The following is an 18,038-nucleotide window of genomic DNA, read 5'->3' as shown; positions in this document are numbered from 1 at the left end:
AGTCAGTCCTCCTCGTCGCCCTCCTCATCGCCCCCCTCGTCCTGCGCCGGCTGCTCCGGTGCGGACGAGGGGGCGTTCGACTGCGGCCCGGTGGTCGCGGTCGGGCCGGAGTCGGGGGTGTCGGGTGAGCCGGAGTCCGGGGAGAACAGGGTCATCCCCAGGTACACGGCCGCGATGAAGGCGACCGTACCGGCGATGGCGCTCGCCACCCTGGGCCGGCGCCTGATCGCGTCCCGGGCGCCGGCACCCCGCCGGGCGGGTGCGGCCCGTTCCGCCGGGCGGCGTCTGCGGCCGCCGGACTGCGGCAGCCGATACGTCGTCATGCCCACGCCCTGCTCGGCGGAGCCGGCCGTCGGGGCGGGGCCGTACGCGGGTGCGGCTGCCGGGGGGCGCGGAGTGCCCGCCCCCGCGGGTGCGGAAACGTGTGGAGCGCCGGTCGCCGCGGGCGGGGCCGGGGCGTACATCGGCAGGGGCTCCGGCTGCCCACGCCAGGCATCGCCCTGGAACCACTCGGCGACCTGCTGGGCGCCGGGCCGGTCCTCGGGCTGCTTCGCGAGCAGCCCCAGCAGGTAGGAGTCGAAGGCCGGGGACAGGTCGACGCCCCGCTGTCTGAGCGGTACGGGCGGCGTATCGACATGTTGATAGAGCGTGGCGGTCGCCGTGTCCGAGCGGAACGGCGGATCTCCCAACAGGAGCTGGTAGATCACACAGCCGAGGGAGTACATGTCGGACGCCGCACCGGCCGTACGGCCCAGGGCACGCTCCGGGGCGAGGTAGAGACTGGTGCCGACTATCTGTCCCGTCGTGGTCAGCGCGGCGGACGGGTCGTCGACGAACTGGGCGATGCCGAAGTCGCCGATCTTGACGGACCCCTCGGCGTCCAGCATCAGGTTCCCGGGCTTGATGTCACGGTGCACGATGCCCTGGCGATGGGCGGCGGCGAGACCCGCGGCCGCCTGCCCGGCGATCCGGGCGACCTGCTCGGCGCCGAGCCGCTCCTCGGCCGCGAGGAGATCGCCCAGGCTCCTGCCCTCGACGAGCTCCATCACGAGGAAGAAGCGGTCCTCCCAGGCCCCGAAGTCGAACACGGCCACCAGATGAGGGTGGCTCAGGCGGGCCGCGGTCTGCGCCTCCAGCCGGAACCGGGCGGTGGCCGACTCGTCCGCGTGGCCGCCCAGCAGCAGCTTCACGGCGACCGCTCTGCCGAGCACTTCGTCCGCGGCACGCCACACCTCACCCATGCCGCCGCGGCCGATGGGGGAAATCAACCGGTACCGACCAGCTACCAGCACCTGTGCACCAATCTCGAATTGTGGGCCGCTTCTGCTGCCACGGCGGCGACCCGACCGGGATCGGGGCGAGGTGGGGGGCGCGCGGCAAGATCAGGATATCGGGCCGCCGGACCCCGTGGTCCCGTCGAGTGCCCCGCCGTCCCCGCCGGGCTCCGGCGGGTGGGGACGAACCGTGTGTTTTCCCGTCGGCCGCGCTCCTCTCACCAGGTGTCGGCGAACGGACGGCGACTGCCGGGCGGGGCGGCCGCGGCGGTGCCCTCCGGTTCGCGGCCGTCCAGCGCGGCGAGGATCCAGGCGCGCGAGTCCGCCGGGTCGATCACCGCGTCGATCTCCAGCGCCGCCGCGGCGTTGACCGCCTTGCCGCGCTCGTACAGCCCGGCCACCCGCTCCTGGAAGACCCGCTCGCGTTCCCCGGGGTCGTCGATCGCCGCCGGCTCCTTGCGGTAGCCGAGCCGTACCGCCCCCTCCAGTCCCATCCCGCCCGGCTCCCCGCTCGGCCAGGCCGCGGTGGTCAGTGGGGCGCGGGTGGAATTGCCCACCATGGCCATCGCGCCGAGACCGTACGCCTTGCGCGGGATCAGGGAGACGAGCGGGACGCGGAAATCAGCAGCGCGAACGCGTCGCACAGCGGGAGGAAGCGCGCCGCCTTGTCGGCCGCGTCCCGGTCGACGGCCCTTTTTCGTCCGGCACCCGGACGTACCGGCCGCCGCCGTGGTCGCCGTCGACGACCGGGAACGCGGGCAGCGGCCCCACGCCTACGTGCGCACCGTCCCTGGCTCCACGCTGACCGCCGCCGCCCTGTACGCCTGGGCGGCGGAGAGGATGGCCACGTACAAGGTCCCCGGGATCGAGCTGGTCGAAGCCTTCCCGATGACCGCCACCGGCAAGATCAGGAGGACGGATTTCGCCGAGCGGGCGCGGGCCGGGATCCTGCCTCCGGGAACAGCCAGTCGTACGCGGCCTGCGCCGTGAACTCGCCCTGCCCGCCCGGAAAGAGAAGACCGGCCGCCTCGAACGCCGGATCGCCGGCCGTCGCGGCCACATAGGGAATCGCGATGCAGCGCATGCCCGCCGCATGCGCCGCTGCCGCGCCCGGGGCGGAGTCCTCCAGCACCACACAGCGGGCCGGCGCCGCACCCAGGCGCCGGGCCGCCTCCAGGAACACATCCGGTTCCGGCTTGCCGTGCGCCACCTCTTCGGCGGAGACGTACGTGGTCAGACACGCGTCGAGTCCGGTGCCCGCCAGCACCGCCTCGATCGCCGCCCGCGACGAACCCGACGCGACCGCCATGGCGACGCCGTCCAGGCGCAGCCGTTCCACGAACTTCCGCATCTGGGGGAAGACTTCGGTCGACGTCCTGGCCAGTTCCAGATACAGGGCGTCCTGGCCCGCGACCAGTTCGCCGACGGGCGCCTGGATCCCGTACCTGTCGCGCAGGGCCGCCAGCGTCTCGTGGACGCCGATGCCGATGTACCCGAGGTGCTCGGCCCAGGTGAAGCCGGGCACGCCGTGCTCCGCCAGCAGGCGGCGCGCCGCCTCGTAGTAGTTGGGCTCGCTGTCCACCAGCGTGGCGTCGAGATCGAAGACGACGGCCGGCTCGGGGAGGTGCGGAGAACTCATGGTGTCCAGCATGCCAAGCCGGTGATCACTTCCGGCCACCCGCCGCCGTACGGCCCACCGATTCGACCAGCGGAAGCAGCCGGTGCGGCACCCGTTCCCGCAGCGCCACCTCGGTACGTGTCCTGACCACTCCGGGCAACTGGATCAGCCGCTGGATCACATCCTCCAGATGTCCGTTGTCACGGGCCACCACCCGCGCCAGCAGATCCCCGCCGCCCGTGGTCGAGAAGGCCTCGACGATCTCCGGCACCTCGGCGAGCGCCTCGCCGACGTCGTCGAGATGCCCCTGGGTGACCTCCAGATGGGCGAAGGCCAGCACCGGGTGGCCCAGCGCCGCGGGGGACAGGACCGGCCCGGTACCGGTGATCACACCGTCCCGCTCCAGCCGGTCGATCCGGGCCTGGAGGGTGCCCCGGGCGATGGAGAGGATGCGCGCGTACTCGCGGACGCTGGTACGCGGCTGCTCGATGAGCAGCCGGAGGATACGGGTGTCTAGGGCGTCCACCGCCATGGTCCGCTGGCCTCTTCCTGGTACGACGATCCGGGCTGCGACTGTACCAACGGCACAGCAAAGGCCCTGCCGGAGCGGTCCGGCCCGGAACTGACCGCGTGTCATACCCGTAGTCCTTGAGAGCTACGGAAAAGGTTCACACCCCGGTGGGACGCCGACTACAGGGCCCCGTCCATAGCTTCTGTACCGAAGCGCCGAAGCACCGAGGCGCTGAAGCCACCAGGTACGGAAGGAACAACCCGTCATGCCGTCCCATCCGCGCAGGTCCCGCCTGCGCCGCGGCCTGCTCGCCGCGCTGGTGTCCGCCTCGGTGGCCGTGCCGGTCTCGGGCGCGGCGGGCCCCGCGGCCGTACCGGCGCCCGCTCCGGCCGTCCGGGGCCCGCTGCGAACCGCCGCGCCCGAGGCCCTCGCCGGGCGGTATGCCGCGACACGGGCCGACATCGGCGCGGCCGAGCGGGCGGCGGCCCGTCACGGTGACCGCAGGCGTGCTGCCGCACTGCACACCATGGCCGCCCCCGACCGCCGATTCCTCGCCTTCGACGGCCGCGACGGCGGCCGCGGCGTCGAGGTCGTCGGCGATCTGTCGCACGCGGAACGGATCGCCGTACTGGTCCCCGGCGCGGGCATCGACATCGACCACTACTGGCGCCTGCGCAACGGCTCGCTCGCCCTGCGCAAGGAACTGGGCGAGCGGTCGGCGGTGGTCGCCTGGCTCGGATACCGGACGCCGGCGACGGTGAGCCCCACCTCGCTCACCGCGGGGCGGGCCGCCGAGGCCGCCCCCGAACTGGTGCGATTCTTACGGGAGTTGAAGCAGATCAAGCCTGCGGCCCGTACCACCGTCCTCTGCCACTCCTACGGCTCCGTCGTCTGCGCACGGGCCGCGCACGGACTGCGGGTCGCCGACATCGTCCTGTACGGCAGTCCGGGCACCGGCTACCGCAACGCCGCCGCCCTGCACACCCCGGCCACCGTCTGGGCGGGCCGCGCCGGCCACGACTGGATCGCGGACGTACCGCACGCGGAGCTCCGACTGCCCTTCGTGGACATCGGGTTCGGAACGGACCCGGTCTCGCCCGGGTTCGGTGCCGAGATCTTCGCGGCGGGCTCCGGCGGTCACAGCGACTACCTGAAGACCGGTTCCGAACCGCTGAGGAACATCGCCCGGATCGTGGCCGGCTCGGCCGGATCCGGCAGGACCCCGGGAGGGCACCATGCGTGATTTCACCCGTCGGATCGAATCCGCCACCCCAGCCGACCGCGACCGTGCCGTCGACGCACTGCGCGCCATCGCCATCCTCGGCGTCGTCCTCGGCCACTGGCTGGTGACCGCGCTGGTCGTCGACAGCGGCACCGTGCACGGAGCGAGCCCGCTCCAGTACCTGCCCGGCCTCACCCCGGTCTCCTGGCTGCTCCAGACCCTCGCGGTCTTCTTCCTGGTCGGTGGACTGGTCGGCGCGAGGAGTCATGCCGCCGCCCGCGCCCGGGGCGAGAGCTACGGCCGTTGGCTGCGCACGCGGATGAGCCGGCTGCTGCGCCCGATGGCCGTGGTGCCGGTCGTATGGACCGTGGCGGCGTGCACGATGCTCGCCTCCGGGGTGGACCAGGACACCGTGCGCGCCCTGTGCAAGCTGGTGTGGTCCCCGCTCTGGTTCATCGTGGTCTTCGCGGCGTTGACGGCGGCGACCCCGCTGGTGGCGAAACTGCATCCGCTGTGGCCGTTCGCCGTCGTGCTGGTCGTCGACCTCTACCGGTTCGGCCTGGACGCTCCCGGCGGATTCGCCTCGGTCAACGTGGCGGCGGGCTGGCTGGTGCCGTACTGCCTCGGCGCGGCCTGGTCCCGCGGCGAGCTGCTCAGCCGCCGGACCGGCTGGACGCTGCTGCTCGGCGGGGCCGCGGCCACCGCCGGACTGGTCCTGTGGGCCGGCTACCCCGCGGCCATGGTCGGAGTGCCCGGTGTGGAGATCTCCAACCTCGACCCGCCGACCCTCGTCGTGGTCACCTTCGGCCTCGCGCAGTGCGGGGCGGCGCTGCTGCTGCTCGGCCCGCTGCGCCGGCTGCTGCGACGCCCCGCACTGTGGGCGGTGGTGGCGACGGTGAACCTCTCGGCGATGACGGTGTTCCTGTGGCACCAGACCGCGATGATCGCGGTCACCGCGACCGGCCTGTCGGCGGGCGGGGCGCTGCCGGGCCTGCACACCGTGCCCGACGGACCCGGCTGGGTACTCGCCCGGCTGGCCTGGCTGCCGGTGTTCGCCGGGGCGTTGCTGATCTGCTGGCTGGCGTTCCGCGGATACGAGCAGCGGCGGTCACCGCGGACGAAGAACCTGGTCGTCCGCGAGGGGCGACCCGCCGGATCGATGGCGGCACGACGTGTCTAAGGTGCGAGCTGTGAACCGGGGGGACATGGTGAAGCGATCGGCGCGGGTACTGCGGGCATTGCCCCGTACCCTGCGCGAGGACCTGGCGACCTCGGCGGTCGACCCGAACGGGCAGTCGGGGCAGCCGCGTTGGCTGGAGTGGCGGCCGGTGATCATGGTTCCGCTGCTGATGTTCGCGGTGGGGGTGCTCATCGCGGGCAGCAACCAGTACGCCTTCGACTTCGGGATGGGCATTCAGCTCGGCATCCTCTTCGCCGGGGTCCAGTCGGCGGCGATCGTCGTCGCCCTGTACCGCCCGGTCCAGGCCTGGTGGGCGTCGATGCTCATCACGGTGCTGGTCACCCCGTTCGCCGCGAACTCCGGCTTCGGGTCGCGGCTCCCGTGGAACGGAGCGTTCCCCTGGAGCGGGGCCGGGATCGCGATGCAGGCCGGGGTGCTGTTCCTGGTCGCCCTGCGGATGCGCCCCCGGATCGCCGCCGAGACCCTGACGATCACCGTGCTCGCGGGGCTCCTCTGCGGAGCGAGCACCCCCTGGCGCAGCGCCAACGACATCCGCCTCGCCGTCGCCGTCCTCGTCATCACGGTGGTGATGGGAGTCGCGCTGCACGGCCTCGCGGTGGCCCGTACACAGCTGGTCGAGCAGGAGGAGCTCACCGCCGAGGAGCGTGCCAGACGCACCCTGCTGGAGGAGCGCAACCGCATCGCACGCGAGCTGCACGACGTGGTCGCCCACCACATGTCGGTCATCTCCATCCAGGCGCAGGTCGTCCCGCACCTGGTCGAGAACCCGTCCGACGAACTGAGGGAGAACGTCGAGGGCATCCGCAGGAACGCGGTCGACGCGCTCACCGAACTGCGCAGGGTGCTCGGCGTACTGCGCTCCGAGGACCCCCTGCCGCAGGCCGCGCGGCACGCCCCGCAGCCCACCCTGGAACGGCTCGACGAACTGATCGGCAACGCGCGCGGTGCCGGGCTCACGGTCACCGCCGCGACCACCGGGGAGCCGCGTCCGCTGTCGCCGGGCGTCGAGTTGTCGGCGTTCCGCATCGTGCAGGAGGCGCTCAGCAACGCGATGCGGCACGCGCCGGGTGCGCGGGTGCGGGTGGAGATCCGCCACCGGGCGGCCGGGGTCACGGTCCGGATCACCAACACTGCCCCGGACCGGGCCGCCCCGCCCACCCCGGGCGCCGGCCACGGCCTGCTCGGCATGCGCGAACGCACCGCGATGCTGGGAGGCGAACTCGCCACCGGAGCAACCCCCGACGGCGGGTACGAAGTCACTGCGATACTGCCCGCACCGCCCCTTGCGGAGCCCGCCGGTCCCGCCGCGCCCACACACCCTGCCGAGGACACCCGATGACGGCCATTCGCGTTCTGATCGCCGACGACCAGATGATGGTCCGGCAGGGCCTCACGGTGCTGCTGAACGCCGAACCCGGCATCGAGGTCGTCGGCCAGGCGGTGGACGGTGCCGACGCCGTGGAGATGGTGGCCGAACTCGCCCCGGACGTCGTGCTGATGGACATCCGCATGCCCCGGCTCGGCGGCATAGAGGCGACACGCGTCGTCACCGGGGCCGACGGCGCCACCGTCAAGGTGCTCGTCCTGACCACCTTCGATCTCGACGAGTACGTCTACGAGGCGCTGCGCGCGGGCGCGTCCGGGTTCCTCCTGAAGGACGCCTCGGCCGACGAACTCGCCCATGCGGTACGGGTGGTGGCGGAGGGCGAGGCCCTGCTCGCCCCGAACATCACCAAGCGGCTGATCGCCGAGTTCGCCCGGGTGAGTGCCGGTCCGCGCGCCCAGCTCAAGTCCCGCACCGGTGAACTGACCGAACGTGAGACCGAGGTGCTGGCCCTGATCGCGCAGGGTCTGTCCAACACCGAGATCGCCGAGCGTCTCGTGGTGGCCGAACAGACCGTGAAGTCCCATGTGGGCCGGATCCTTTCCAAGCTGGGACTGCGCGACCGGACCCAGGCCGCGGTCCACGCCTACGAGACGGGTCTGGTGCGCCCGGCCGGCTACTGAGCCCGTTCCGTCACCCACGTAACACCGCGTCCATGTCCGCCACTTGCCCCCCATACGACCGGGGACGGCCGGAGCGGTACGGCTCCGGCGCGTACAGAACCGAACCGACACCGACCGATCGGGCCGAGGCCCGCCCGGCGAGCCGCCGTGTCCCGAGACCGGGCAGCAAGCTGCCTCCTCCTCGCGGTCCGACCGATGCCGACCAACCGAAGGAACCGAAAAGTCCATGGGCTCCACCCTTGTCATCACCAATGACTTCCCGCCGCGCCAGGGCGGCATCGAGACCTTCGTGCACGCGATGGCCACCCGCGTCCCGGACGACGACGTGGTCGTCTACACCTCGCACGAGCCCGGTGACGCCGCCTACGACGCGAGCCTGCCGTTCCCTGTCGTACGGGATCCGAGCCGCATGCTGCTGCCGACCGGCCGGGTGACCCGCAGGGCCGTCGAGATCGCCGGGGCCCACGGCTGCGACCGGGTCTGGTTCGGCGCCGCCGCCCCGCTGGCCCTGATGGCGCCGGCCCTGCGGCGCAGCGGCGTACGGCGCATCGTGGCGACCACCCACGGCCACGAGATCTGGTGGGCGAGAACACCCGGCGCGCGCGGGCTCATGCGCCGGATAGGCGGCGGCGTCGACGTGGTCACCTACCTGGGCCAGTACACGCGCGCCCGGATCGAGCCCGCGCTCGGCCCGCGTGCGCGCATGAGCCGACTGGTTCCCGGGGTCGACGCCGAGGTGTACCGGCCCCGCGCCGGCGCCGGGCCCGACCCGCTTGCCGACCTCGCGCTGCACGGCAAGCGCGTCATCCTGTGCGTGGCCAGGCTCGTCCCCCGCAAGGGCCAGGACACCCTCATCCGGGCGCTGCCGCTGATCCGGAGCAGGGTGCCCGACGCCGTGCTGGTGGTGGTAGGCCAGGGGCCCGACGAGGCCCGGCTGCGCAAACTGGCGGCGCGGCACGCCGAGGGGGCCGTGCACTTCGCGGGCGGCGTCTCGCACACCGATACGCCGCCCTACTACGCCGCGGCGGACGTCTTCGCGATGCCCTGCCGCACCCGGCGCGCGGGGCTGGAGGCGGAGGGGCTCGGGATCGTCTTCCTGGAGGCGGCGGCGAGCGGTCTGCCGGTGGTCGTCGGCGACTCGGGTGGTGCTCCGGACACCGTCCTCGACGGCAGGACCGGCCGGGTCGTGGACGGCACCGACCCCGCGGCCGTCGCCGAGGCGCTGGCCGGGATACTCCTCGACCCCGACCGGGCCGCGATGGGCGCCGCGGGCCGTGAGTGGGTCCGGGAGTCCTGGTCCTGGGACGCCTCGGCCCGCCATCTGACACACCTTCTGACCCCCGTCGAGCAGGCGCGGGTGCCCCTGCCGGGCGAGGAGTAGGGAGCCGCCGCGGGGCGGTGCGGCGCACCGGTCTGCGGGGGAGGGCGAGGCTGTGTGGCCTCCTTGGAGCCTACGCCAGGCCAAATGTCAAGCAGCGACTTGCCGACACTTCCCGGCGACCCACCGCCACAGCGGGTGAGTAGACGTCAGAAGATCACTCGCAAGGGCTAATTGTCTGTCAATCTCCCAAGCTCAACGTAATTTTGACGGTCAGTCAGTTCTTCTTCGGGGCGCCGTGAAGGGGCTCCGTGTACCCGATCGGCCCATGAAAACGGGGATCCCGATTTGCTCGATATGACAGGAATGGGGGGTGTTAGTACGTTCGATCACGCACCGGCTGTCACAGCGGGACTGTCTCTGAAGTCCAAGAAGGAGAACAAGCGACATGATCATGACCCGTTCCCACGCGATCACCGCGGCCGTCGTGGCCGCCGCGGCACTGACCGCGACCGGCATCACCTACGCCTCCGCCGTCCCCGCCCCCCAGGAGGCCCCGGCCGCCGTCGTCGCCCAGGCCCCCATGGGCGGGGAGGGCGGCAACGCGGGCAAGGGCAACGAAGGCAACGAGCGACGGGGCAACGAGCGCGGGGGCAACGAGCGCGGGGGCAAGCGCCATCACGAGGAGGGCAGGATCCACATCAACGAGCGCGAATACTCCGGCCGCCCCGACGGCTGCATGACCGTCGTCAGCGGGCTGGGCGCCAAGAGCTTCAACATCCGCAACGAGAGCCGCAACGAAGTTGAGGTCTTCCGCGGAGCCGTATGCGACAACGGCGCCCCCATCGCCACCGTCGGCCCCCGCAGCTCCGCCAACAACGTCCGCCCGGGCAAGGACGAGGACTGCGATAAGGCGGATGGCGGCGTGAAGGTCAAGCACGGAGTCGTCGCCAGCTTCCGCGTCATCAAGCGCCACCACGACGAGAAGGGCGAGGGTGGCGAATTCGGCGACTACTAAAACCAGCGACCGCCTGATGCGCATGCCGGAGAACTCCGGCCCGCCGTAATCGGGCCGGGGCCCTCCGGTCAGGCGCACAACACAGAATCCCGGCCCGCCGTAATCGGGCCGGGATTCCAGTCTGGCCCCGGCCCGAGGATATCCCTTCCCGGAACATCCGGCTCGGAACCGCGGAGGTGCGTGGAAGCGCCGGCAAGGGCGGTGTACAGCCGTACGGGCATGGAACCGATCCACGCGCAGCACCTCAGCGAGCCCGAGCTTGTCGTCCTCGACATCACCGCAGCCGACGAAGCAACCGCCCACGAGATGCGCGCGCCTTCTACTGGCGAGAGCCAGCGAGAACCTTCACGGAAAGTGAGCCAGAACCGGAGTACCTGAACATGTCGATCTCCTGGGTGTACCGCGACGCCCCCGCGCTCGGGCTCGTTTCGTACAAGTGTGGGCGCGGCCGCAACGCCAAGATCCAGTTCAAGGCTTCCGAGGTGGCGGCCTGGGTTCGGCAGCAGAAGCTGCGGTGATCAGGTGGAGGTTCTGGGGCGGTGGCTGCCGTTCGCGTGCCGGTGTTGCGTGAGGTTGGTCCGTTGGCTCTGATGCGGCCGGGCAAGGTGAAGCCATTCTGGACCATTGGCCCAGGGGGTTGGGCTTCATTTGAACCACTAGCCCCCAAGGTGCTGAGATAGGGCTATCAATGGCGCTGCGGGTTCCCCCAGGGATCCCTGCGGCGCCTTTCTCATGTCTGCGCTGGTCTATGTGCGAAAGGGGCAGGGCAACTTGCTGAAGAGGGCGTTCGTCGCACACGATCCGGGGCGGATGCGGCTGCGGTTCGCGTCCCGGGCTGTGCTCGGCATTGGGCTCGCCGTCGCGTTGTGCGGGGCGGCCGGACACTCATTGGCAGCGGCCATCACTGGTGGCCTGGCCGCGCTGCTCGCACTGTTCACGGTGACCGACCCGACGGTGCGTGGGCAGGCGATCACGACCGCGTTTCTTCCCGTCGTCGGTCTCCCGGTGCTCACGCTCGCCGCCGTGCTGCACGATGTGCCCGTCGCGCGCGACCTGGCGTTCCTCGCCGTCGTGGGGGCGGGGGTGTACGCGCGGCGGTGGGGACCTCGCGGGCACTCGCTGGGCGTGTTCGGCTTTATGGCCTATTTCTCTGCCCAGTTCTTGCATACCGTCCCCGGCCAGCTGCCCGAGCTGTACGCGGCCGTGTTGCTGTCGCTCATCGCGTCGTCGGTGGTGCGGTTCGGGGCGTGGTGCTATGAGCGGCGGCTCGCGGTACCCGTGGCAGTCGCCCTCCCTGCCGGGGCAGCGGGGCTCAGCCGGATCACGACGCGGCAGGCCGTGCAAGCGACGTTGGGAGCGGGGTTCGCGCTCGCGATGGGGCAGGTGCTCTCCGATCAGCGTTGGTACTGGGCGGTCGGCGCCACCTGGTGGGTGTTCGTGGCCACGACCTCGCGAGGTGAGGCCGTCGTGCGCGGGTTCAGGCGTTTCCTGGGGACGGTGCTCGGGATCGGGTTGGGCTTTGCCGTGGCTGTGCCGCTGCACCATGAGCCGGTCATTGCCGCCGTGGTGGTGGCCATGAGCGTGTTCGGAATCTTCTATACCGCCGCTGTTTCCTATACCTGGATGATGCTGGCCGTGACCGTGATGGCGAGCATGCTGTACGGGCTACTCGGCGTGCTCGACGCGAGTCTGCTTGTGCTGCGGGTGGCTGAGACGGTGGTCGGGGCGCTCGGTGCCGCACTGGCGGTGCTGTTCGTTCTGCCGGTGACCACGCATTCGGTGACCGAGGCGTGGGTGGAGCGGGCGCTGCGGTGCGTGCACACGTGCACGGCGGAGGCCGCTGCCCGGCTCGCCGGGAGCGAGGACGCCGACCCACCCCGGCGCGTTGTCGAACTGGAGGCGATCCTCGGCCGGGTGCGCTTGTCGCTTGCGCCGCTGGTGCATCCGCTCAACCCGATGAAGGCCCGCAAGCGACGGGCGCAGCAGGTGCTCGCGCTGCTCGACGACTGCGCACGCGAGGTGCGCGGCCTGGCCTCCGTCGCTGCCGACCCGGAGGCCTCGCACGACATCCGGCTCGCCGCAGCCTGCTGGCGTGTGGAGGCTGCCGTCGAGGCCCTCACTGACGCGCCCACCGTCGGGCGGGACCTCCGACTCGACAACGCGACGACTACGGAGCCTGCGGGCGTCGAACCGGTGCTCGCCCACCTCCATGCGCTGGAGCGGGCCCTGCTTGAACTTGCCGTTCCGCTGCGGAGGTCTGGCCGAATTCCGGCCGGCGCCTGAGCCGTCGCGCGCGGCGAGATTGTCGAGCACCACCCGACCCGGCGCTGCTCCTCAGCCCCCGACATCCGGGTCGGGACGAGCGCGATGGCGTGATCGCCCTCCCGGTAGGCGGAGACCGTTCTGGTTCGCCGGGTGCCTGAGGACTTCGACCGCGCCGCGCGCGACGTTGTCGCACGCGCGACACTCTTCGCCACCCAACTCCTGCACGGCTGTGCAGCGCGTAGATCCGATACCCATGTCGAGCAGCCTCGCGGCCCTGCCGACGGAGGACGGCATGAGGTGGCGGTAGATGCGATATGCCACCTCGATGGACTTGTGGCCCATCCACTCCGCAACATCCGTGATCGGAATTCCCATGGCGAGGCAATTGGAACCGAAGAAGTGGCGCAGGCTGTACATGGTGTAGCCCGCAGTTATGCCGGCGGCAACGCAAAACCTTTTGCCATTTGTGGCGGAACGCATTTCCGCTGCAGTGCGGACTGCCGCCAACACCGGCCCCGCCACGACCGCCATTGGTCAGTAGGTATCCCTGTGCGTCCGCAGGATGTGTTTCCGTGTATTGCATCAGGTACGAGCGTGTCTTCGCGGGCATCGGCGCCTCGCGGAAGTCGCCCCAGTTCCGGTGTTTCAGTGGCGCCGGTACACGTTGGCGCCCATGGATCTGGCCGTTGATCCGGTAAACGTCCTTTGAGGCGATCCCGTTGACGTTCGTGGCGTGTGCCTCGCCATTCCGCGGACCGCGGCCCGACATCATCTCCATGACAAGGCGAAGGTCTGCGTCGTGTGCGTGGTGCCGGATGAGGCTGAGCTCCTCCAGCGTCGGGATCACGATGTCCTTGCGCTGATGGTCCGGGGGCGTAGCGTCCATGAAGGGGTCCAGCGTCAGGGCGCCTCGACATCGCGCAGAGTTGATGACCAGCCGCAGGACCTTGTACGCGTTCACCTGCGCGGCGCTGCCGATGTCGTCCCGCTCAGCCCGCTGCGTGCCCGCAAGGCCCGTGCCGGTCAGGTCCTCGCCCTGCTGGACGCCTGCGCGCGCGAGGTGCGCGGACTGGCCTCTGTCGCGGCCGACCCGGAGGCATCCCACGACGCCCGCCTCGCCGCCGCATGCCGGCGGGTCGAGGCATCCGTGGAGGCCCTGACGGCCCCCGACCCGCGGCACCGGGCGTGCGTACCCGGTGTCCCGCCGCACGCGGTCGCGGCCGAGCCCGCGCTCGCCCATCTGCACGGCCTGGAGCGGGCACTGGCCGAACTCGCCGCACCGCTGCCACAGCGATCCGCGTGCCCCGCTGATCACTGCGTGAAGCGCCCGCGCGGGCGGGCCCGGCAGCCGAGGCACTGGTCTGGACCTGGCGGGTGACTGCTACCGTCGCCCCGGAAGATCACGACGGTACGGACCGTCGTGGTCAGTCGGCGGAGAGGGGCAATGCGGTGACTGGCAGTGCGGTGGGCAGCGACGACGGTGCGGTGCGGGCATTCATCGGGTCGTTCACCTCGGCGGGCGGACGGGGAATCACCGTCGCCGCCGTGGACCAGGAGACCGGGGCGCTGACCGTCCTCGGCACCACGGACTGGGTCCCGGACCCCTCGTATCTCGCCCTGGGCCACGGACCGGGGCCGGGCGGCGGCGCGCTCTACGCGGTCAGCGAGACCGAGCACGGTGCGGCGGCCGCCCTGGACATCACCGGTGACGTGCCGCAGCCGGTCGGCGGGATCCGGCCGGTGGACGGCAGCGGCCCGACCCATCTCGCACTCGCGGGGGGTCATCTGCTCACCGCCAACTACGACTCGGGCAGCGTCAGCGTCCTGCCCGTGCGGGCGGACGGTTCCCTCGGCCCGGTCACCTCCGTGCTCCGGCACGAGGGCAGCGGTCCGAATGCCGACCGGCAGCGGGCCCCGCACGCCCACCAGGTGCTGCCGGACCCCTCGGGGAACTGGGTGCTCGGCGTGGACCTCGGGACGGACTCCGTACGGATCTGCGCGCTCGACACGACGACCGGAACACTGAAGCTGCACGGCGAGACGGCCCTGCGGCCGGGTACGGGCCCGCGCCATCTGGCGTTCCACCCCGCAGGCGGCCACGCCTACGTCCTGAACGAACTCGAACCGACCGTCACCACATGCAGGTGGAATGCCGCCGCGGGCGTCCTGGAACCGGTCGGGGAGACGTCCGTCCTGCCCGCGGAACCGGCGGAGGACAGTGACGCGGCGACCTACCCCTCCGAGGTCGTCGTCTCGCACGACGGACGGTTCCTCTGGACCGCCAACCGGGGGCACGACAGCATCTCGGTTCTCGCCCTCGACGCGACCGGCGAGAAGGCGACCCTGGTCACGACCGTGGACTGCGGCGGGCACTGGCCGCGCGATCTCGCACTCGACCCCACCGGCCGCCGGCTGTACGCGGCCAACGAGCGGTCCGGCGACGTCACCTGGTTCGACATCGACCCGGAGACCGGTACCCCGCGTCGCGCGGGCTCGCTGGACGCCCCTGCCGCGTCCTGCGTGATCTTCGCCTGACCTGGCACCGCGCGCACAGCACGATCGCCGTACGGGCCCGGAGAACCGGGCCCGTACGGCGATGGCGGACCAGCGGGCTGCCGGGCGCGCCCGGCACCGGGTCAGTGCGCCTGGGCACCCTGCGGCGCGACCGGAGTGATCCCGAGCGTCGTCATGTACATCGACAGCACGAGCTTGCCGATCGCCGGGTACGCGCCGAGCGGCTCGGCCGTCGCGCAGCCCGCCTCCTTCGCGGCGGCGTCCAGCAGCCCCTCGGCCACCTCCGGGCCGACGAGGTACGGAGCCAACGCGAGCTGCGCCGAGCCGGAGCTCGTGAGCTGCTCGGCGATCGACGCGACGGAACCCTCGACGTCGAGCGCCGCGGCCATCACCGGTACCGCGAGCCGGGCGGCCAGCAGCATGCCGGTGATCCCGGCGGCCTGCACGGCCTCGTCGCCCCCTACGGTGGCCAGCACGATGCCGTCGGCGGCCGTCGCCACCGTGAAGAGCCTGGCCCGGTCGGCGCGGGCCAGACCGGCCTCGGAGAGCCGTACGTGCAGCGCCTCGGCGAGCAGCGGGTGGGGGCCGAGCACATCGGTCAGCTCGACCTGCGTACCGCTGTCCATCACGGCCTGTCGTATCCGCCGGATCAGGGCACTGTCCGGCCCCGCGAGCAGCGGCACGACGACGGCGGACGGTCCCTCGGGCTCGGCGACCTCACGGCCCGCGGCCCGCGCCTGCTCGAAGCGCGCGACGCGCTCGGCGGCGCAGTGGGTGAGCACGGCGGAGAGCGAGGGGTACTCGGCGTCGTCGCCGTCGAGGTAGCCGATCCGGGCGTTGAGGCCGGGCAGCTCGGAACGGGCGATGCTGATCACCTCTTCGGCCAGGCTGCGCGTGGCCGAGGAGGGGGTACCGGGAAGGGCGAGAACGAGCGCGGCTGCGCCCTCGGGTGCGACCACGGGCTCCGGGCGGCGGTGCCGTCCGGACTGGCGAGGTCGCGGCATTCGTACAGGCAGGCCGGAAGCGGGCCCAGTGGGGGTGCTCATGGCGCCGCATGCTACTGGTTTTGGGTGCGGCTCTGTTCGGGGAGGGCCCAGACAGGCGTTATCTGTCCGCTTTTATCCGATGAGCGGCTTACCGGTCGACTGTCCCGCTCTGTCGCCGGCTACTCGGGCTCCTGCTCAGGTCCTTCACCAGGCACCCGGAGCAGCGTCGGGTGGCGGGGCAGCCGCAGATCCCCGGCCGCCAGCGCCTGGGCGATGGACAGTGCACCGGTCAACGGATCACCCGAACCGGGGACCGCCCGTGCGTGCGGAAGCAGTCGGGACAGCTCCTCGCGCAGCGGTACGAGCAGCGGATCGCCCATCCGGAACAGGCCACCCGTCAGCGCCACCTCGCACGGCTCGCCGTCGGCCCCCGCCTTCGGGCACACCGCAGCGGCCGCCTCCGCGACATGTACCGCGGCCTCGCGCAAAATCCCTGCGGCGACCGGATCGTGCGCCGCGCACGCGGCGACCTCGGGTGCGAACGAGGCCAGTACGGCGGGCCGGTCGGTACGCGGATAGAGCAGGCCGGGCAGCTCCGGCGCCGGCCCGAACACCGCCTCCAATCGGGACAGCAGAGCGGCGGATCCGCCGCGCCGCCCGTCATGGGCGCGCATGGCCGCATCGAGCCCGGCCCGGCCGATCCAGGCTCCGCCACCGCTGTCACCCAGCAGATGCCCCCAGCCGTCGGCCCGGCGCCAGCTGGTCAGATCCGTACCCAGCGCGATCATGCCCGTGCCGGCCGCGACGACCGCCCCCGGGCGCTGACCGACCGCCCCCGCGTACGCGGTCACCGCGTCGGCGGCCAGGGCCAGCCGCCGCACCCCGAGCGCGCCCTCCAGGGCCGACGGGAGCTCCGCGCGCAGCTGCCCGCCGAGGGTCGCCATTCCGGCGGCGCCGATCGCCACGGCGTCGATTCCCGAGCCGTCCTCGCCGCCGTACTGCTCCAGCAGCGTGCGGGCGGTGGGCAGCAGTTGTTCCAGCAGATGGCCCGCGTCGATCCCGGCCGGTCCGGTGCGCACCGGACCGCCGCAGACCGCCGTCGCCACCGGGGCGGACCCGCTGACGGTGCCCAGCGCCACGCGCAGCCCCGAACCCCCCGAGTCCACGCCGAGCACATACGGCCCCGATGCGGCGGCGGTGCTTTCCGGTGATCGCCGCGGTGCGCTCATAGGCCGGCTCCAGGGAGGAAGAGGAATGACGGCGGCAGCCTATCCCCAGTAACGCGGGCCGGGTTCGGGGGAGTGCGGGTTCGGGGTCGGGGGCGGACCGTGTACGCCGGTAGAGTGACGTTCCGTGGCACCACGACCGTTGAATGAAGTAGTCGAGCCCGGCTGGGCCGAGGCACTCGCCCCCGTGGCCGGACGCATCGCAGCGATGGGCGATTTCCTGCGCGCGGAGGTGGCGGCCGGACGCACCTACCTGCCGGCCGGAGCGAACGTTCTGCGCGCGTTCCAGCAGCCCTTCGACGACGTACGCGTCCTGATCGTCGGTCAGGACCCCTACCCGACGCCCGGAATGGCGATGGGGCTGAGCTTCTCCGTGGCCCCCGAAGTGCCTCAGGTACCCGGCAGCCTGGAGAACATCTTCCGGGAACTGCACACGGACCTGGGGCTCGCGCGTCCGTCGAACGGCGATCTGACGCCCTGGACGCGACAGGGCGTACTGCTGCTGAACAGGGCTCTCACCACGGCGCCCCGCAAACCGGGCGCGCACCGCGGCAAGGGCTGGGAGGAAGTCACCGAACAGGCCATCCGCGCCCTGGCCGCCCGCGGCAAGCCGCTGGTGTCCGTGCTGTGGGGGCGTGACGCCCGCAACCTGCGGCCGTTCCTCGACGGCTTCCCGGCGATCGAGTCCGCGCACCCCTCGCCCATGTCGGCGGACCGCGGCTTCTTCGGCTCGCGCCCGTTCAGCCGCACCAACGAACTCCTGCTGCGCCAGGGGGCCCAGGAAGTCGACTGGCGGCTGCCGTAGCGGAGGGGGGCGGGCGGTAGACAGGACCGAGGGGAAGCTTCGCGAACACAACGGAGAGAAGGAAGGGGGGGTC

At 71.9% G+C, this 18,038-nt stretch carries 19 protein-coding genes and 1 pseudogene; 13 read left to right on the top strand and 7 right to left on the bottom strand.

The genetic code is table 11. The features are described 5' to 3' along the window. Positions 1–2: 2 nt before the first annotated feature. Together ACFV8T_RS28095 and ACFV8T_RS28090 are read right to left on the bottom strand one after the other, a co-directional pair. Positions 3–1,241 carry a serine/threonine-protein kinase gene (locus ACFV8T_RS28095; RefSeq protein WP_385332842.1) on the bottom strand — a complete coding sequence of 413 codons (1,239 nt, stop codon included), beginning with the start codon at positions 1,239–1,241 and terminating at the stop codon, positions 3–5. A 251-nt stretch (positions 1,242–1,492) separates the two neighbouring features. Continuing rightward, on the bottom strand, positions 1,493–1,918 hold the full coding sequence (locus ACFV8T_RS28090) for a carboxyl transferase domain-containing protein (RefSeq protein WP_385332670.1): 426 nt from the start codon (positions 1,916–1,918) through the stop codon (positions 1,493–1,495). On the opposite strand from ACFV8T_RS28090, the gene ACFV8T_RS28085 reads away from it, so the two are divergent. Further along, positions 1,833–2,264, top strand: a complete 432-nt coding sequence (locus ACFV8T_RS28085; RefSeq protein ID WP_385332667.1) for a hypothetical protein — start codon at positions 1,833–1,835, stop codon at positions 2,262–2,264. The genes ACFV8T_RS28090 and ACFV8T_RS28085 overlap by 86 nt on opposite strands. Here ACFV8T_RS28085 and ACFV8T_RS28080 read toward each other — a convergent pair. Together ACFV8T_RS28080 and ACFV8T_RS28075 are read right to left on the bottom strand one after the other, a co-directional pair. Further along, positions 2,182–2,913, bottom strand: coding sequence for an HAD family hydrolase (locus ACFV8T_RS28080; RefSeq protein ID WP_385332664.1), 732 nt, complete (start codon positions 2,911–2,913; stop codon positions 2,182–2,184). The genes ACFV8T_RS28085 and ACFV8T_RS28080 overlap by 83 nt on opposite strands. 25 nt (positions 2,914–2,938) lie before the next feature. Further along, entirely contained in the window at positions 2,939–3,424 is a 486-nt protein-coding gene (locus tag ACFV8T_RS28075; protein ID WP_385332661.1) for an Lrp/AsnC family transcriptional regulator, read from the bottom strand. A 244-nt stretch (positions 3,425–3,668) separates the two neighbouring features. Between ACFV8T_RS28075 and ACFV8T_RS28070 the strand changes: the two genes are divergently transcribed. The 9 genes from ACFV8T_RS28070 (at position 3,669) to ACFV8T_RS28030 (ending at position 12,452) form a co-directional block, all read left to right on the top strand. Then, positions 3,669–4,646 carry an alpha/beta hydrolase gene (locus tag ACFV8T_RS28070; protein WP_385332658.1) on the top strand — a complete coding sequence of 326 codons (978 nt, stop codon included), beginning with the start codon at positions 3,669–3,671 and terminating at the stop codon, positions 4,644–4,646. Then, positions 4,639–5,805: an acyltransferase gene (locus tag ACFV8T_RS28065; protein ID WP_385332655.1), complete on the top strand. Its 1,167-nt coding sequence runs from the start codon at positions 4,639–4,641 to the stop codon at positions 5,803–5,805. Before ACFV8T_RS28070 ends, ACFV8T_RS28065 begins: the two co-directional genes overlap by 8 nt. A gap of 10 nt (positions 5,806–5,815) precedes the next feature. Further along, entirely contained in the window at positions 5,816–7,165 is a 1,350-nt protein-coding gene (locus ACFV8T_RS28060) for a sensor histidine kinase (protein WP_385332652.1), read from the top strand. Next, positions 7,162–7,833: a response regulator gene (locus tag ACFV8T_RS28055; protein WP_385332649.1), complete on the top strand. Its 672-nt coding sequence runs from the start codon at positions 7,162–7,164 to the stop codon at positions 7,831–7,833. Before ACFV8T_RS28060 ends, ACFV8T_RS28055 begins: the two co-directional genes overlap by 4 nt. A gap of 226 nt (positions 7,834–8,059) precedes the next feature. Then, complete coding sequence (locus tag ACFV8T_RS28050; RefSeq protein WP_385332647.1) at positions 8,060–9,214, top strand: glycosyltransferase family 4 protein; 1,155 nt, start codon at positions 8,060–8,062, stop codon at positions 9,212–9,214. Positions 9,215–9,599: 385 nt separating this feature from the next. Then, entirely contained in the window at positions 9,600–10,169 is a 570-nt protein-coding gene (locus ACFV8T_RS28045; RefSeq protein WP_385332645.1) for a hypothetical protein, read from the top strand. Positions 10,170–10,388: 219 nt separating this feature from the next. Continuing rightward, positions 10,389–10,547: a DUF6207 family protein gene (locus tag ACFV8T_RS28040; RefSeq protein ID WP_385332642.1), complete on the top strand. Its 159-nt coding sequence runs from the start codon at positions 10,389–10,391 to the stop codon at positions 10,545–10,547. A 2-nt stretch (positions 10,548–10,549) separates the two neighbouring features. After that, positions 10,550–10,687: a hypothetical protein gene (locus tag ACFV8T_RS28035; RefSeq protein ID WP_385332639.1), complete on the top strand. Its 138-nt coding sequence runs from the start codon at positions 10,550–10,552 to the stop codon at positions 10,685–10,687. Positions 10,688–10,940: 253 nt separating this feature from the next. After that, positions 10,941–12,452: an FUSC family protein gene (locus ACFV8T_RS28030; RefSeq protein ID WP_385332839.1), complete on the top strand. Its 1,512-nt coding sequence runs from the start codon at positions 10,941–10,943 to the stop codon at positions 12,450–12,452. Between the two features lie 51 nt (positions 12,453–12,503). Here ACFV8T_RS28030 and ACFV8T_RS28025 read toward each other — a convergent pair whose 3' ends face one another. Beyond that, positions 12,504–12,965, bottom strand: a complete 462-nt coding sequence (locus tag ACFV8T_RS28025; protein WP_385332636.1) for a tyrosine-type recombinase/integrase — start codon at positions 12,963–12,965, stop codon at positions 12,504–12,506. A gap of 376 nt (positions 12,966–13,341) precedes the next feature. Between ACFV8T_RS28025 and ACFV8T_RS28020 the strand changes: the two are divergent. Both ACFV8T_RS28020 and ACFV8T_RS28015 read left to right on the top strand, forming a co-directional pair. Further along, positions 13,342–13,756 (top strand): annotated as a pseudogene (locus ACFV8T_RS28020) (FUSC family protein); the annotation flags it as partial. Between the two features lie 142 nt (positions 13,757–13,898). After that, positions 13,899–14,969 (top strand): lactonase family protein, encoded by a 1,071-nt coding sequence (locus ACFV8T_RS28015; protein ID WP_385332836.1) that lies wholly within the window; start codon positions 13,899–13,901, stop codon positions 14,967–14,969. 101 nt (positions 14,970–15,070) lie between these two features. Here ACFV8T_RS28015 and ACFV8T_RS28010 read toward each other — a convergent pair whose 3' ends face one another. Together ACFV8T_RS28010 and ACFV8T_RS28005 are read right to left on the bottom strand one after the other, a co-directional pair. Then, on the bottom strand, positions 15,071–15,994 hold the full coding sequence (locus ACFV8T_RS28010; RefSeq protein ID WP_385332633.1) for a sirohydrochlorin chelatase: 924 nt from the start codon (positions 15,992–15,994) through the stop codon (positions 15,071–15,073). Positions 15,995–16,113: 119 nt separating this feature from the next. Next, complete coding sequence (locus ACFV8T_RS28005) at positions 16,114–17,163, bottom strand: N-acetylglucosamine kinase (protein ID WP_385332630.1); 1,050 nt, start codon at positions 17,161–17,163, stop codon at positions 16,114–16,116. A 124-nt stretch (positions 17,164–17,287) separates the two neighbouring features. Here ACFV8T_RS28005 and ACFV8T_RS28000 point away from each other — a divergent pair, with 124 nt between their 5' ends. Next, positions 17,288–17,965, top strand: coding sequence for a uracil-DNA glycosylase (locus tag ACFV8T_RS28000; protein WP_385332627.1), 678 nt, complete (start codon positions 17,288–17,290; stop codon positions 17,963–17,965). Positions 17,966–18,038: the final 73 nt, after the last annotated feature.

The organism is Streptomyces sp. NPDC059832 (assembly GCF_042731715.1).
Taxonomy (GTDB): domain Bacteria; phylum Actinomycetota; class Actinomycetes; order Streptomycetales; family Streptomycetaceae; genus Streptomyces.
Note: the sequence above shows the minus strand (reverse complement) of the source record. Positions and strands in the feature narration are given on the sequence as shown.